Source organism: Rhodoglobus sp. (assembly GCF_053580035.1).
In genome coordinates this window covers 647,265-661,566 of the sequence record NZ_JBMDVL010000001.1, presented here as the reverse complement: position 1 = coordinate 661,566, position 14,302 = coordinate 647,265, and the positions used below count along the sequence as shown (strand labels likewise).

Below are 14,302 nucleotides of genomic sequence, written 5' to 3'. Positions count from 1 at the left end.
GTGTTCGCGTGCGGGGATGGCACGCGGCAATCGTTCTTGAGGGGAATACCCGGCGTTGCTATTCGAAATTGCAGTTGTTATAGCCACCTCGGTTGTCGGCTTACCCGCCACCGAGGCGTCTGCTATGCCCTCAGTAACTTTCGAGTCCATAGTGACGAGCGATGCCCCACCCGCTTTCGTGGGCCCCGTCGTTGACCGTGGCACTGGGGTGTTCTCCGCTTCAGCATCTTTTGGTGCGCAAACGCTGTCCACGCTTGCGCGCATTCCGGCCGGAAATATTTCTCAGTATTTTGAGTCTCGACCCGCGGCCGTCGACCAATTGCTTGGTGAGCAACCTCCGGCCCAAGAAGTTGCACTGTGGTGGGGCGACCTCGATGCCGATCGCCGAACGGCCCTCGAAATCGCTTCTCCTCAGCTGGTTGGCAACCTTGAAGGTGTTCCGTACACAATTCGCGACACTAGCAATCGCACAATGCTTACGCAGACAATTTCTGAACTCACAACAGTGATGAACTCAGACGCGGGCCGCGCCGTACAGCAGAACGCGCATCAGCAACTGAGTATGCTTTCGTCGATTTCTGAGGCTCTCGTTTATGACAATGATGAGCCAGAACGCACCCTTGTAACGCTCGATGTTTCGGGTCAGGGTCGTGCCGCAATCGTGCTGGGTGACCTCACTACTGCGGACTATGTGAGTTTTCTTGTTCCCGGCATGTTCTTCACCATTGAAGGTCAAATGTCGTACTGGGTAGATGCAGCCAATGAGCTGTATTGCCAGCAGCAGATGTGGCTCGATTACTTCGATGCGCAATCGGTATTCGTGCACAACAATTCAGTTGCCACGGTTGCGTGGATTGGCTACGACACCCCGAACCTGACAAATGTCGGAGCAATCGACAACGCTGATCAAGGTCGAGACAGCCTTGCGGCAGCGATTCTCGGGCTCCAAGCAGAACGTGGCGCCGATCAGCCGTATGTCTCAGTGGTAGCTCATTCGTACGGCACGACCGCCGCGATGATGGCGTTGTCGGAGTACAGCTTTGAGATCGATGCACTTGCCATGGTCGGTTCGCCAGGTAGCCCCGCAGAATCCGTTGACGATCTGCACGTTCGCAACGGTAACGTTTTCGTCGGAGAAGCCGCCTGGGACCCGATCCCCAATAGCTCGTATTTTGGGCCAGATCCTGGAGCGGCGTCGTTCGGCGCCAAGTCATTGGGTGTTGGCGGCGGTTTCGACGTCATCATGAAACGGTCCCTCTCTGGCTCAGTCGGTCACAACGAGTACTTCACCCCCGGTAGCGAAGCGATGCGCAATTTCGCGCTCATCTGCATCGGTCGCAGCGACCTTGTAATCGCCGAAGGGGAACCGGTGGTGCAACGCGCTATCGCGACAACCTCGCATTCGCAGAGCTAGCGTGCCCGCTCTCGCCCTGTCGCTCCTCGCTGCGCGCTAAGCCGAATACACTTAGACGGTTCCCTGTCTGTTTCCCATCTTCGGAGCTCCATGACTGACACCAATCCTGGTGCGATCACCAGCGAGGTCGTTTCGCACCTCGCCTCGCTCGCCCGTATCGCCCTCACCACTGACGAAATCGAGAAGCTCACTGGCGAGCTTGGTGCGATCGTCGATTCTGTGGCCAAAGTCAGCGAAGTCGCTACCGACGATGTTCCGGCGACGAGTCACCCCATTCCGCTCAGCAATGTGTTCCGCCCTGATGTTCCCGGCGTGACGCTCACTACCGAGCAGGCACTGGCAGGAGCACCCGAGCACGATGGTGCACGTTTTGCGGTTAGCGCGATTCTGGGAGAAGAGCAGTAATGGCAGATCTGAACGACCTCACCCGCTTGTCGGCGTCCGAGCTGGCTACCAAGTTGAGTTCCGGCGACGTCTCCTCGGTTGAAGCAACCCAAGCTCACCTCGACCGTATCGCTGCCGTCGATGGCAAGGTTCATGCGTTCTTGCATGTGTCTGCGGATGCTCTGGCCAACGCCAAGCGCATCGATGAGCGTCGTGCGGCAGGGGAGTCACTTGGCGAGCTCGCCGGTGTGCCCGTTGCCGTCAAAGACGTGCTGTGCACGATCGACATGCCGACCACTGCTGGGTCCAAAATCCTTGAGGGTTGGGTTCCTCCCTACGATGCAACACCCGTTGCCAAGCTGCGTGCCGCTGGCCTGATTCCGCTCGGCAAGACCAACATGGACGAGTTCGCCATGGGGTCATCGACCGAGCACTCGGCGTATGGTCCAACTCGCAACCCGTGGGATCTTGACCGGATTCCCGGCGGTTCCGGCGGTGGATCGGCTGCTGCGGTCGCCGCGTTTGAAGCCCCGCTTGCTCTCGGTTCTGACACGGGTGGATCGATTCGTCAGCCAGCATCCGTCACGGGTTCTGTTGGCGTGAAGCCTACCTATGGTGGGGTATCCCGCTACGGCGCGATCGCGTTGGCTTCGTCGCTCGACCAGGTTGGCCCCGTCTCGCGCACCGTTCTTGACTCGGCATTGCTGCACGATGTCATCGGCGGCTGGGACCCGCGCGACTCGACGTCGCTCAATGAGCAGTGGCCGTCATTTGCCGCCGCAGCTCGGGCTGGTGCCGCTGCCGAAAGCCTCAAGGGCGTTCGGGTCGGAGTCATCAAGCAGCTCGACAGCCCCGGTTTCCAAGCTGGAGTCTCGCAGCGCTTCCACGAGGCACTGCAGCTGCTGACCGACTTCGGCGCCGAGATCGTTGAAGTGGATGCTCCCCACTTTGAGTACGCCGTTGAGGCGTACTACCTCATCCTCCCCGCTGAAGCCTCGAGCAACCTCGCCAAATTTGATTCGGTCCGCTTCGGACTTCGGGTCACTCCGCAGGGTGGCGGAACCGTTGAAGACGTCATGGCAGCAACCCGTGAAGCCGGTTTCGGCGACGAGGTCAAACGCCGCATCATCCTCGGCACCTATGCCCTGAGTGCTGGCTACTACGACGCGTACTACGGCAGTGCACAGAAGGTTCGCACGCTCATCCAGCGGGACTTCGCTGCGGCTTTCGAGAAAGCCGATGTGCTCGTCTCGCCCTCAGCGCCGACCACCGCGTTCAAGCTCGGTGAGAAGCTCGAAGACCCGATGGCGATGTACCTCAACGACGTGACGACGATTCCGGCGAACCTTGCCGGCATCCCCGGAATGGGGCTCCCGATGGGCCTTGCTCCCGAGGATGGATTGCCGACTGGCTTCCAAATTATGGCTCCCGCTCGCGGCGACGCCCGGCTTTACGAAGTTGGTGCAACCCTTGAGCGTCTGCTCGAACAGCAGTGGGGTCACACCCTGCCGAGCCAGGTTCCTTCGCTCGGCTAAGGAGCGTCATTTCTGCCAGTCACCCTGTGCTTATCATAAGCACGGGGTGACTGCGCTAACGCGCTCACCTTCTCGAGTGTGTGGCTACGCGTTGTCAGCTGCTTGTCGCTCGCGGTGCGCAATCTGACTCATCCGGTTGCCACAACGGATGCTGCAGAAGCGGCGTGAGCCGTTGCGGGAAAGGTCGGCCATGATTCCCTCGCAGTCGGGGGCTTCGCAGCCGCGGAGTCGCCACATGGAGTCTGTGCGCACAACGTCGACGAGCGCGAGTCCAATTTCGGACTGAATACGTTCGGCTAATGGAGCATCCGGAGAATTAGCGTGCAGATGCCAGTCGAATTCGTCATGGCGGGCGAGAAACGGCAGAGCATTTGCCTCGGCGAGCAGGTCGTTGATTTCTCTAGCGGCATCGTCGCGAGTGAGCTTCCAGATGCTGCGGATGCGCTCGCGGGCGGCGCGCACTTCAGCGAGTTCCGCACGGTCGTTGTCGATGCGGCCGGTGTAGCGATATTTAGTGAAGAATCCGTGAACGTGTTCGATGGTCGCGAGTTCGTCGATGCCGCTTTTGGTGGCGGACCGGTGGGTATTTCCAATGGCAACGGCGAAGTCTAGCGACGCGATTGTGTCAGGTGCAAACTGCAATTTGACTCCTTATCTCTTCACAGACTAGCGTCATCAGAAATACCAGTCAATGTGATCTCAAGGCGGCAATCATGACGCGCTCCTCCACAACTTTCGGCATGTTCATCGCGCTCATCGCTGCCGCCAGTTTTGGACTATCCGGAGCACTCGTGAAGCCCGTTCTCGAAGCCGGGTGGAGCCCGGCCGCTGCCGTGACACTTCGGGTGCTCATCGGGGGAGCGGTGTTGGCGCCGTTCGCGATTCTTGCTCTCAAGGGCCGCTGGATCGCGCTCTGGTACGCGCGCAGTCGAATCCTCCTGATGGCGATCATCTGCGTCTCGGGAACCCAGCTGGTCTACTTCTCGGCGATCGAGCGTATTCCGGTTGGTATCGCGATTCTTCTCGAGTACATGGCACCGTTGCTGCTGGTTGCTTTCGCGTGGGTTACTTCGCGACGCACGCCCAAGGCTGTTGTTCTTATTGGCTCGGTCGTTGCCCTTGGCGGGCTGATTTTGGTGGTCTCGCCAGAGGGATCCGGAGCTCTCGATCCGCTCGGAATCATCTTTGGCGCTTGTGCCGCTGTTGGCGCGGCCGTTTACTACGTCATTGCGGCGCGCACGAGCGAAGGGCTTCCCGCGGTTGCTCTGGCAGCGGCTGGACTGTTGATCGGTGGCGTCATCCTCGGACTCGTTGGCCTTGTCGGTATCGTTCCGTTCGAGATGCCAATGGTGGATGTCACGATGCTCGGTATTGTCGCTCCGTGGTGGGTTCCGCTGCTCATCGTGGGTATTGTCGCGACCGGTATCGCCTACTCGACGAGCATTATGGCGAGCGAGATGCTCGGTTCCCGACTCGCGTCGTTCGTCGGATTGCTTGAGGTTGTCACGGCGGCGATTTACGCCTGGCTACTGATTGGCGAGAACTTGTCGCTCATGCAGTTCATCGGTGGAGCACTCATCCTTGCCGGGATTGCCTTCGTTCGTTCTGAGAAGTCTGAGAAGTTCAGCGACTTCACGATCGAGGCTGAAGCGATCCCGAGTGATGATGACGAACCACTTTTGGCGCCAGCTTCCGCGCCGCTCGAACCGGGTACCGATACGGTGCCGCTGCGCCACGTACAATCGTCTGGTGGCTAAAGCTGAATTGATGGACTACGACAAAGCACTCGAACTATTTGAGCCGACGCTCGGTTTCGAGGTGCACGTCGAGTTGAATACCCAGACCAAGATGTTTTCGGATGCGCCGAACCCTGCTGCGGCTGGCGCGGGGGATGCCGAACCGAACACCATGATCACTCCGGTGGATCTCGGTCTGCCCGGCAGTTTGCCTGTCGTCAACGAAGAGGCGATCAAATATTCGATCTCTCTCGGCCTTGCGCTCGGCTGCCAGATTGCGCCGAGTTCGCGCTTTGCCCGCAAGAACTATTTCTATCCTGACCTGGCGAAGAACTACCAGATCAGCCAGTTCGATGAGCCGATCGCGTTCGAGGGTTCTGTCGACATTGAGCTTGAGAGCGGTCGCACGATCACGATTCCGATCGAGCGCGCGCACATGGAAGAAGACGCCGGCAAGCTCACTCACGTGGGTGGCGCTACCGGTCGCATCCAGGGTGCCGAGTATTCGCTCGTCGATTACAACCGTGCTGGGGTTCCGCTTGTCGAGATCGTCACGCACATGATCACGGGAACCGAAGCGGATGCTCCTGAGGTCGGCAAAGCGTACGTTTCGGCTATTCGCGACATCGTCCGTTCGCTCGGCATTTCTGAGGCGCGCATGGAGCGCGGCAACCTGCGCTGTGATGCCAACATTTCGTTGAGCCCTCGTGGTTCCGGAAAGCTCGGCACGCGCACCGAGACGAAGAACGTGAACTCGATGCGCAGCGTCGAGCGTGCCGTTCGTTACGAGATCCAGCGTCAGGCGGCCATTCTTCAGAAGGGCGGAACGATCACTCAGGAGACGCGCCACTGGCACGAAGACACCGGTGTCACGAGCGCCGGTCGCCCCAAGAGCGATGCCGATGACTACCGCTATTTCCCAGAGCCCGACCTTCTGCCGGTTGAGCCGTCGCTCGCGTTGATCGAAGAGTTGCGTGCAGCGCTTCCTGAGCCTCCGGCCGAGCGCCGTCGTCGCCTTCAGGCGGCGTGGGGCTTTACCGATCTTGAATTCCGCGATGTCAATAATGCTGGTCTTTTCAGCGAAATTGAAGCGACTATTGAGGCGGGCACCACTGCGGCTCAGGCTCGCAAGTGGTGGACGGGTGAGATCGCGCGACTCGCCAACATTCAGGGTGCAGACCCGAGTTCATTGATTACCCCGACGGATGTCGCGGCTCTGGTCACTCTTATCAACGACGGTGTTCTCAACGACAGTCTGGCCCGCCAGGTTCTCGAGGGTGTCATTGCCGGTGAGGGGACACCTGCTGAAGTTGTCGAGAGTCGCGGGCTCAAGTTGGTCTCCGACGACGGCCCCCTTATTGCCGCTATCGATGAGGCGCTCGCTGCTCAGCCTGATGTTCTCGCGAAGATTCGTGACGGCAAAGTTCAGGCTGCTGGTGCGGTTATCGGAGCAGTGATGAAGGCGATGAAGGGCCAAGCTGACGCTGCTCGGGTTCGGGAACTTGTGTTGGAGCGAGCCGCAGCCGAATAAGTTGGCTCGGCAGGGGTCGAGGGTCAGTCGTAGGCAGTACCGTTGGTGTCATGTCTGAATCTGCTGAACTTGTTGTTGAAGTCCATGTTCCTCTCACTCCTGACGCCAATGCGGCCGAGGGGGAGACCCGTTTTCCGTGGATTGAGACCCTGGTGGAGTTCACGACGGAACTCGATGAGGCCGGCGAAATTTTCGTTGTTGAAGAGGGCGATGTTTTCAACGATGCCTATGTCATCGTGATTACGGGTGCCGACGAGTCGACCCTGACGGGTATCGCGAATCGGGTAGCCAATCTTCCCGGAATTCCTACTGGCGTTTTCGCCATGGTGACGGATGCTGATGCCGATGAGCTCGGCCAAGGCACCATCGTTGAAATCTCCTAAGCCGAAAGCACTAGAGCATAAACCAGATGACCAGTACGTCTTCGGCAGCGCAACCATCCAGCGCTGAATCCGCTCCGACGAGCATCTTTGCGCCACAGCTGATGTGGACAACAATTGGAGCGTTCGCGCTCATTTTCTTGGGCGCGTTTGAGACGCTTGCGGTGACGACAATCATGCCGACGATTAGTCGCGATCTTGATGGTCAGTCGCTCTATTCTGTTGCTTTTTCGAGCACTCTCGCGGCTAGTGTGATCGGGATGGTCTTGGCAGGTCGATGGTCTGACCGTACCGGGCCCGCTCGTCCACTGATCGCTGCCATGCTCGTGTTCACAGTCGGCCTTCTCGTTGCGGGTTTCGCTGGCACCATGGGTATTTTTATCGTGGGTCGCTTCTTGCAGGGGCTGGGTTCCGGCGCGCTCATTGTCTCGCTTTATGTGGTGGTTGCGCGGTTGTATCCGGCAATGCTGCATCCGAAAATCTTTGGACTTTTTGCCTCTGCGTGGGTCTTGCCTTCATTGATTGGCCCGCCATTGGCCGGGGTTGTTGCTGTTCAGGTGAGCTGGCATTGGGTGTTCTTTGGCGTGGTTGTTCTGGTTGCCGGGGCCGCTGCAGCGATACTTCCCGCGGTGCGCGCATTATTGGAGGAGCCGATTCTTGACGGCAAGCAGACGGCGAGTCGCGGTGCAATTGCGTGGGCGCTGGTAGCCGCGCTTGCGGTCATCGGCATCAGCTTGGGTGGTGAGAGCGGTGGTGTGTTTGCGTGGCCGCTCGCTGTCGGAGCATTGGTGATCGCAATTGTTGCGCTGCGGCCATTGCTCCCTCACGGAGCACTACGTTTCCGTCGCGGTCTTCCGGCAACTATTGTGCTGCGCGGTTTCTTTGCCGCTGCATTCTTTTCGACCGAGGTTTACCTCCCGTACCTTCTCAACGAACGCTATGGGTTGCCGCCATGGCTTGCGGGTCTCATCCTCACGGTCGGGGCGGTTTCGTGGGCCGCAGGTTCTGCGCTACAAGGGCGATTGAACGACACTGTGGCTCATGAAACGGTCGTAGTTGTTGGCGCTCTGCTGCTGAGTGTGGGAATCGCTACCCAGTTCGTGACGGCCTACTTTTCGCTTTCGGTGTGGGTCGCTGCGATCGGATGGTTAGTGGCTGGCGCGGGAATGGGCATCACTTTCCCTCGCATTTCGACGCTGGTTCTTGCCCACTCGACCGCCAGCAATCAAGGATTCAATAGCGCTGCGCTGTCAATTTCGGATGCTGCGGGTGGGGCGATCGCCATCGCTTTCGGTGGTCTCGTCTTTAGTGCGGTTGGCGGGCTCGCGAACGGGGCAGGGTTTGTTGCTGCTCTTGCGCTTGCCACTGTTTTCGCTCTTGCGGGGATCGTGGTCGCTGGGCGTGTGCGGGCGAAGAGCATCTAGGGCGGCGAATTGTTAAGGAGTGTGTCGGGCTGTTACGTCACACTCGAACGTCGAATACGCATTGCGATTACCTTCGCCACATGACACTTCTCACTAACGAAACTTCGACCACTGATCTTGCCGCTGACCGGGCCGCTCGACTCACTGCGGCTGGCCAAGCCTGGAACTCACGGATTGCGGCAAAGCCTGCGTCAGCAGATCTCACCTACACGGTCACGGGGGAGGGCGAAGGTTCAGTGGGCACGGTACTGAAAGCGGGCAAGCACGTGTTCCGCATCGACGAGCCTGAGGGACTCGCGGGCGACGATCTAGCGGCAAGCCCCGTCGAAATCGCTCTCGGTGCCCTCATCGCCTGTCAGGTAGTTGTCTTCCGCCTTTATGCCCAGGCGCTCGACATTCGCGTTGATGACATCTCCGTTGTGGCCGAGGGTGACCTCGACGTGCGCGGTCTCTTTGGCATTGATGACACCGTTCGCAATGGTTTCGGTGGCATTCGTTTGCTCACCACGATCACTGGGCCGGAATCCCAAGAACGCTACGACGAACTCCGTGAGGCCGTCGACGCGCACTGCCCCGTTCTGGATCTCTTCGCCAACCCCACCCCCATCACCACTCGGGTGGTCAAAGGCTAGTTGGGAGTGCGGCAGCGGCGATCGACTGGTAGAGCCGCGCGGTGCGCAGTACTACTCTCGGGGCTATGAAGCCGTCGTTTGAGTTCAGTTCAGCGTTGACAGAGTGGGATGCGAAGCCGAACGTCTTCTTTTTACAGGTGCCGCCGGATGTGGGTGCCAACGTTCGCGATGTGCCAACACCTCCGCGAGGTTTCGGGTCGGTGGCGGTAGTCGTCACGATTGGTTCCACAACGTGGAGCACGTCGATTTTTCCCAGCAGCAGTCATGACGGCTTCTCGTTGCCAGTGAAAGTCGCTGTGCGTCGCGCAGAGGGCATCGAGCCTGGCGACACAGTCAACGCGACGATCCAGCTCGTCTAGGTCGCTCTGAGGGCATGGGAGGCCCGGGCGCGAGGTCGTCGCCCTGCTAGGCGGGCCAGACACCAATAATTATGGCCATGATGACGAGCGTGACGAACTCGTGACTGATGTTCAGCACAGTGAGACCGTTTGGGCGACCATCGAACTGGTCGTGGGTAGTGAAGCGGGCGGCGGTAAAACCAGCCCACAGGATGATGCTCGTGAAGAGCGTGTTCCAGAAGAAACTGCCGCCATAGAAGTCGAAGGCGATAAATGCTGCGCCAGCGAGGACCCAGGCCGTGATGAAGCTCACGACGACGGTGACAAGGATGGGGCGCAGGGCATCGGCTGCGTTTCCGGTGGGGGTAATTCCGGCGGCTTTCATCCAGTAGTTGCCGAATACTCGTGGCGAATACCAAACAGTGCCGACAAGCATGCTTGACAGTGTCGCGAGCACAACCGCGATGTAGTTGATTTCGGGAGCCATGGCAACCTCCTGTGATTGTGGTGCCCCGAATCTTACTCCGCCGGATGCTAGCCAGTGATGCTTTCTTCGAACCTTTGAATGGGGTCGTACCAGCCCTGCTCGAGAACGAAACTCTGAAATTGCTTATCGAGACCAAGGATCACGGCAACGCCGACCACGATCAGAATTATGCCGAAGACGCGCTTGAAGGCGCCATGCGGGTTGGCCAACCATCCCAGCTTGCGAGCAAATGCTTGACCGAGGAATGCGATGAGCAGTAGAGCGATTGCAAGACCGATCGCGTACACCACGATGTACAGCAGTCCTTCCCCAAACGACACGGGCAATACCGCGGCCAAGATCAAGGCGTAGGTGGGGGAACAGCTGCTGAATGTCGGCCCTAGCGCTGCTCCGAGCATCACATCGCCGCCAAGTCCGCCTCGTGAGTAGGAGCGGTTCATCATGGCGTTGGCCCGATTTTGGATGCCCGTGGCGAGCATGAAGCGTTCCCAGAGCGAGGGGAACACGAGGGTAAGGCCGAAGATCACTAGGATGCCGCCGGCGATAATCTGCCAGACGAGTTGGGGAACGCCAAGCAACGCTGTGGTTGCTTTGAGCAACAGCGTGAAGACGACGACGGATCCGGCCAAGCTGAGGGCTATTACGACGGGGCGGAACCATTGGCGTTCTGCTACTGCTGCATCGCTGCTTGTGCGGGCGATCGATCCACCCACGATTACGGGAAGTAACGGAAGAACACACGGTGCGGCAACAGTGAGCACTCCCGCAACGAAGGAGAGCAGAATCAGACTGAGCATTGCGGCCTAGAGGAGTGCGTTAAGGACAGTCTGGAGTGTGGGGTCAGAGTAGGCCACGAAGTTTTCTTGAAGCTTTTCGCCGCTCGCATCGACCTCAACGAAAGTCGTTTGCTGGGTCACTCCGTATTGAGCACGCAAGTCTTGGTTCGAGTCGTAGTCGACCTTCACGATAGTGACGCCAGACGGAACGCCTTCGGAGTTGATGTCGCCGTCAATCGAAACGCACTGCGGGCACCACGTGGCGTGGAAGAACAAAAGTACTCGGCCCTCAGCATCAGCAACCGCTGTGGGGCTGTACTCAACGTAGGCGCCACCTCCATCGTTGGCGACGACCTGGCTGGTCTCATCACCCGCGTTTCCTGACGATGAACTCGATTCTGCGGAGTCCGTGGGGTCCTGGGCTGTGCCGATCGAGAGACCTACGAGCGCACCACCGATAACAACGGCGAGGACAACCACAATCGTAAGAATCTGCTTGTTCATGCTGATCAGTAACCCATAGAGCCGCGAATTTATTTCGCTCTCAGCTCAATTCTCGGGCTATACCCAGACTTCGGCTTTGTGAGAAAACAGTTTGAGATCGCCGAAGGTGAGTGCCCCGGTAAATCGGGCCCGGGTGTATGGCAGCAAGACCATGAGCGCCGCACCAGCACGGTGTTCGATCCGCACCTCGATGGCATCCGTCTTCTGGGCTGCGAGGCGCGTGTTCGAAACAATGGCGCTGCAGCGGGAGATGTTCGCCATCTGACGCAACTGCGTGACTGTCTGATTCAAGAGCGCCTGAGCGTTCGGGTGTTTTTTGCGGAGCGCGTCATCCGCTGTCATCTCTAATACTCGACCGCTCCCGTCAGTCATGAGAGCGAAAGTCATGAACTCACTGGCGTGACCAAGATTCGTTCTGGCCACATGAAGAGCGGAGTCGAGAATTCGATCAACGTCGGCTTGTTCGTCGGCGTTGAGCGCGTCCCTCCACGATTGCATATCCAAACCGTAGCGACTCCATACCCTCCTTGTCCCACGAAGCGCCCAAATCACCCGCGTTTTGGTGTCACGGGTGCTCAGGACGTTTCGATCACTTTCGAGCGTTTCTCGACGGGTTTAGTGACGCTGCGCTAACGTCTAATCATGCAAAAAGCGCAGCTCAGCAGTACACAACGTAGCCATTCTTTGGTCGCGGGAGCGGTGGGACACGTACTGTTCTCATTCGGTTGGCTCCTTGTTGGATTTGTGGTCCTTGGTGGCGGGATAACGCTTGTGCTCGGCGGTACTACACAAGGAGTCGGCGGACTATTTGGAGATATCTCCGCACTCAGAGCGTTCTTGAGTAGTGCCGGTGAAGTGCTCGGAGTCATCGTCATCGTTCTCAGTGTCGTTGCTCTCATCCTCATTGCGCTCGCAGCGCTCGCTAGTGGATTTATTCTGAAACGGGGCACGGTGCGAAAGCCTTGGCTGGTCACGTTCCAATCCCTCGGGATCGTTGCCATTCTTGATGTGCCGCTATTCGTCGTCTACCTGTCGATCGCGGCCGGTGTTACCGATACCAACGTTGCTGGCCCGGTATTGCTTGGTCCGCTCGTTGGCGTCGTCGGTTCCGCCATTGTTGGTGTTCTGGTGTGGTGGTGGATGGCGTGGTCCCGTCGCGGGTCAGCCTCCAAATTTGCCGGAGCGACTGCTACAGCGTCGGCAACGGCAGTCCCTGCTCAAGCGCCTGGTGCCTCCGCGCCTAGCGAGTAGGGCTCGGAGAGCTGGTAGCTACAACTGATCAGGAGAGCGTGTCATGGCTGAACTCAAACGTATCGAGACACTAATTATTTTGGGGGCTGGGGGAGACCTGACGTCTCGCTTGCTCTTGCCGGGTCTTGCCTCATTTTTGGCGAGTGATGAGGCGCAGAATTTGACCCTCATCGGTGTTGATCGACAAGAGATGGATGATGCGGCCTGGAAGAGCCGCGTCGCTCAGTCGTTCGCGGCCCAAGAGTCAGCGGCGTCAGCCGAGGTCGTTCGCGGTGCGCGCTACGTGCGCGCGGATGTCACAGACGCTGCACAGTTACGGCATGTCTTTGCCGAAGCGCAGGGAAGAGTGGCGCTGTATTTTGCGCTTCCACCGGCGATAACCCACACGGTGTGCACTGCGCTGGCGAACGAAGAACTCCCTGAAGGGATTGTCTTCGCGTTAGAAAAGCCGTTCGGTACTGGCGAGGCGAGCGCTCGCGAACTCAATCGGCTTCTCGAACGAATTCTGCCAGAAGAACAAATTTTTAGAGTCGATCATTTTCTTGGCAAGTCCACCGTCTTGAACCTCTTGGGACTTCGTTTCGCCAACCGTGTCTTTGAACCATTGTTGGGTGCACCGAATGTGGCGAAAGTTGAGCTGATTTTCGACGAGCCGCTGGCTCTCGAAGGGCGAGCAGGCTATTACGACCGTGCCGGCGCTGTCGTCGATATGATCCAGAGCCATCTCTTGCTTGTGCTCGCGTTGACCGCAATGGAGCCGCCGGCGAGTGTTGGATCTGAAGATCTCCGTGGGGCGATGGCCCAGGTGTTGAGGGCGACCAGGGTGCAGACGGCAGACGGAGCGTGCGCTCGGCGTGCTCGATACACGGCGGGGACCATTGGCGATCGGCAGTTGCCTGCCTACGTCGATGAAGACGGTGTCGACCCGGCGCTCGGCACGGAAACCCTTGCCGAAGTGACCTTTGAGATCGACAACTGGCGGTGGGCAGGGGTGCCATTCATCTTGCGGTCGGGGAAGGCTATGGGAGAGGCCCGTCAGGACATTGTCATCACTTTCGCGCCCGTTCCCCACTTGCCGAGGGGGCTGACGGGGATGGCTGATCCCGCTCAGCTGACTATTTCGATTAAGCCCGCGACTCTTGAATTAGATCTCATCGTCAATGGCGAGGGTGATCCGTTCACTCTTGACCGCACCAAGCTTTCGACGACGCTCGGAGACCCTGCCATGGGCGCTTACGGTGAAGTAATCGCCTCGCTTATCGATGGCGATCCCGTGTTATCTGTGCGCGGAGATGTTGCTGAACAGTGCTGGAGAATCGTCACTCCGGTGATTGATGCTTTTCGGGAGAATCGTGTTCCTCTCGACGAATATCCGGCAGGTTCACAGGGCCCGACAGCGTGGAGCACAACGTGAGCGGGCAGCGAGGGCGTGGCATCAGTGCATCCGCCGATGCTCTCGTGCGGACCACGGCGAAGCAAGCCTACGAACTCTCTTGCCCCCTTGATCCCACCCAGTTTTATCCTCGCTTTGGCCCGTTGCCGGCGGTTGTCGACGTGCGCGATCAGTCTGGCGAGTGGAACACGGTGGGGCGTACACGCACTCTGTTGCTCTCTGATGGTGGTCATGTCATCGAAACGATTACCGACACGGAGGTGTCAACGCTCTTCGCCTATGAGCTGACGGAGTTCCAGAAACTGTTCGGCACTCTCGTCTCGGGCGCGCGTGCGGAGTGGCGATTTGAGCCTCGATCAAGCGGTTCGATTATCCGCTGGAAATATACCTTTTTTGCTCGTCCCGCTCGCGGCTGGATCGTTCAATTGAGCGTGCGTCTGTGGTGGGCTCGCTACATGCGGCGAGTGCTTCCTCCGATCGCTCGAGAGATCGAGCGCCTCGCAGCGCGCTAGAAACT

Annotated in this window: 17 protein-coding genes; 12 read left to right on the top strand and 5 right to left on the bottom strand. The window is 58.8% G+C overall.

Translation table 11 applies throughout. The features are described 5' to 3' along the window. Nucleotides 1-124 precede the first annotated feature (124 nt). From ACOH1Z_RS03230 to gatA, 3 genes are all read left to right on the top strand, one after another. The gene (locus ACOH1Z_RS03230; protein WP_449647043.1) at nt 125-1,414 is read left to right on the top strand and encodes an alpha/beta hydrolase; all 1,290 of its coding nucleotides are present in this window, start codon (nt 125-127) and stop codon (nt 1,412-1,414) included. Nucleotides 1,415-1,504: 90 nt separating this feature from the next. Beyond that, nucleotides 1,505-1,819, top strand: coding sequence for an Asp-tRNA(Asn)/Glu-tRNA(Gln) amidotransferase subunit GatC (gene gatC / locus ACOH1Z_RS03225; protein WP_449647042.1), 315 nt, complete (start codon nt 1,505-1,507; stop codon nt 1,817-1,819). 8 nt (nt 1,820-1,827) lie between these two features. Continuing rightward, nucleotides 1,828-3,333: an Asp-tRNA(Asn)/Glu-tRNA(Gln) amidotransferase subunit GatA gene (gene gatA / locus ACOH1Z_RS03220; protein WP_449648186.1), complete on the top strand. Its 1,506-nt coding sequence runs from the start codon at nt 1,828-1,830 to the stop codon at nt 3,331-3,333. 84 nt (nt 3,334-3,417) lie between these two features. Here the strand turns inward: gatA and ACOH1Z_RS03215 are convergent, their stop codons facing one another. Then, nucleotides 3,418-3,975, bottom strand: coding sequence for a CGNR zinc finger domain-containing protein (locus ACOH1Z_RS03215; protein WP_449647041.1), 558 nt, complete (start codon nt 3,973-3,975; stop codon nt 3,418-3,420). A gap of 71 nt (nt 3,976-4,046) precedes the next feature. Between ACOH1Z_RS03215 and ACOH1Z_RS03210 the strand changes: the two genes are divergently transcribed. The 6 genes from ACOH1Z_RS03210 (at nt 4,047) to ACOH1Z_RS03185 (ending at nt 9,395) form a co-directional block, all read left to right on the top strand. Then, nucleotides 4,047-5,090, top strand: coding sequence for an EamA family transporter (locus ACOH1Z_RS03210; protein ID WP_449647040.1), 1,044 nt, complete (start codon nt 4,047-4,049; stop codon nt 5,088-5,090). Beyond that, nucleotides 5,083-6,600: an Asp-tRNA(Asn)/Glu-tRNA(Gln) amidotransferase subunit GatB gene (gatB, locus tag ACOH1Z_RS03205; RefSeq protein ID WP_449647039.1), complete on the top strand. Its 1,518-nt coding sequence runs from the start codon at nt 5,083-5,085 to the stop codon at nt 6,598-6,600. Before ACOH1Z_RS03210 ends, gatB begins: the two co-directional genes overlap by 8 nt. Before the next feature lie 50 nt (nt 6,601-6,650). Further along, entirely contained in the window at nt 6,651-6,983 is a 333-nt protein-coding gene (locus tag ACOH1Z_RS03200) for a glutamyl-tRNA amidotransferase (protein ID WP_449647038.1), read from the top strand. Nucleotides 6,984-7,009: 26 nt separating this feature from the next. Further along, on the top strand, nt 7,010-8,404 hold the full coding sequence (locus ACOH1Z_RS03195; RefSeq protein WP_449647037.1) for an MFS transporter: 1,395 nt from the start codon (nt 7,010-7,012) through the stop codon (nt 8,402-8,404). Nucleotides 8,405-8,484: 80 nt separating this feature from the next. Then, nucleotides 8,485-9,036, top strand: a complete 552-nt coding sequence (locus ACOH1Z_RS03190; protein ID WP_449647036.1) for an OsmC family protein — start codon at nt 8,485-8,487, stop codon at nt 9,034-9,036. Between the two features lie 65 nt (nt 9,037-9,101). Further along, nucleotides 9,102-9,395, top strand: coding sequence for a DUF1905 domain-containing protein (locus ACOH1Z_RS03185; RefSeq protein WP_449647035.1), 294 nt, complete (start codon nt 9,102-9,104; stop codon nt 9,393-9,395). A gap of 46 nt (nt 9,396-9,441) precedes the next feature. On the opposite strand, the gene ACOH1Z_RS03180 is transcribed toward ACOH1Z_RS03185, so the two are convergent. The 4 genes from ACOH1Z_RS03180 to ACOH1Z_RS03165 are packed head-to-tail and all read right to left on the bottom strand — an operon-like array spanning nt 9,442 to nt 11,639. After that, entirely contained in the window at nt 9,442-9,861 is a 420-nt protein-coding gene (locus ACOH1Z_RS03180; RefSeq protein ID WP_449647034.1) for a DUF1761 domain-containing protein, read from the bottom strand. Between the two features lie 47 nt (nt 9,862-9,908). Further along, nucleotides 9,909-10,658, bottom strand: a complete 750-nt coding sequence (locus ACOH1Z_RS03175; protein ID WP_449647033.1) for a cytochrome c biogenesis CcdA family protein — start codon at nt 10,656-10,658, stop codon at nt 9,909-9,911. Between the two features lie 6 nt (nt 10,659-10,664). Next, complete coding sequence (locus ACOH1Z_RS03170) at nt 10,665-11,141, bottom strand: thioredoxin family protein (protein WP_449647032.1); 477 nt, start codon at nt 11,139-11,141, stop codon at nt 10,665-10,667. 57 nt (nt 11,142-11,198) lie between these two features. Continuing rightward, a complete protein-coding gene (locus ACOH1Z_RS03165; protein ID WP_449647031.1) occupies nt 11,199-11,639 on the bottom strand; it encodes a hypothetical protein in 441 nt (146 codons plus the stop codon). 144 nt (nt 11,640-11,783) lie between these two features. On the opposite strand from ACOH1Z_RS03165, the gene ACOH1Z_RS03160 reads away from it, so the two are divergent. The 3 genes from ACOH1Z_RS03160 to ACOH1Z_RS03150 are packed head-to-tail and all read left to right on the top strand — an operon-like array spanning nt 11,784 to nt 14,297. Beyond that, the gene (locus ACOH1Z_RS03160) at nt 11,784-12,392 is read left to right on the top strand and encodes a hypothetical protein (RefSeq protein ID WP_449647030.1); all 609 of its coding nucleotides are present in this window, start codon (nt 11,784-11,786) and stop codon (nt 12,390-12,392) included. A gap of 43 nt (nt 12,393-12,435) precedes the next feature. Next, nucleotides 12,436-13,806, top strand: a complete 1,371-nt coding sequence (locus tag ACOH1Z_RS03155) for a glucose-6-phosphate dehydrogenase (RefSeq protein WP_449647029.1) — start codon at nt 12,436-12,438, stop codon at nt 13,804-13,806. Beyond that, on the top strand, nt 13,803-14,297 hold the full coding sequence (locus tag ACOH1Z_RS03150; protein ID WP_449647028.1) for an SRPBCC family protein: 495 nt from the start codon (nt 13,803-13,805) through the stop codon (nt 14,295-14,297). The genes ACOH1Z_RS03155 and ACOH1Z_RS03150 overlap by 4 nt, the downstream gene beginning before the upstream one ends. Nucleotides 14,298-14,302: the final 5 nt, after the last annotated feature.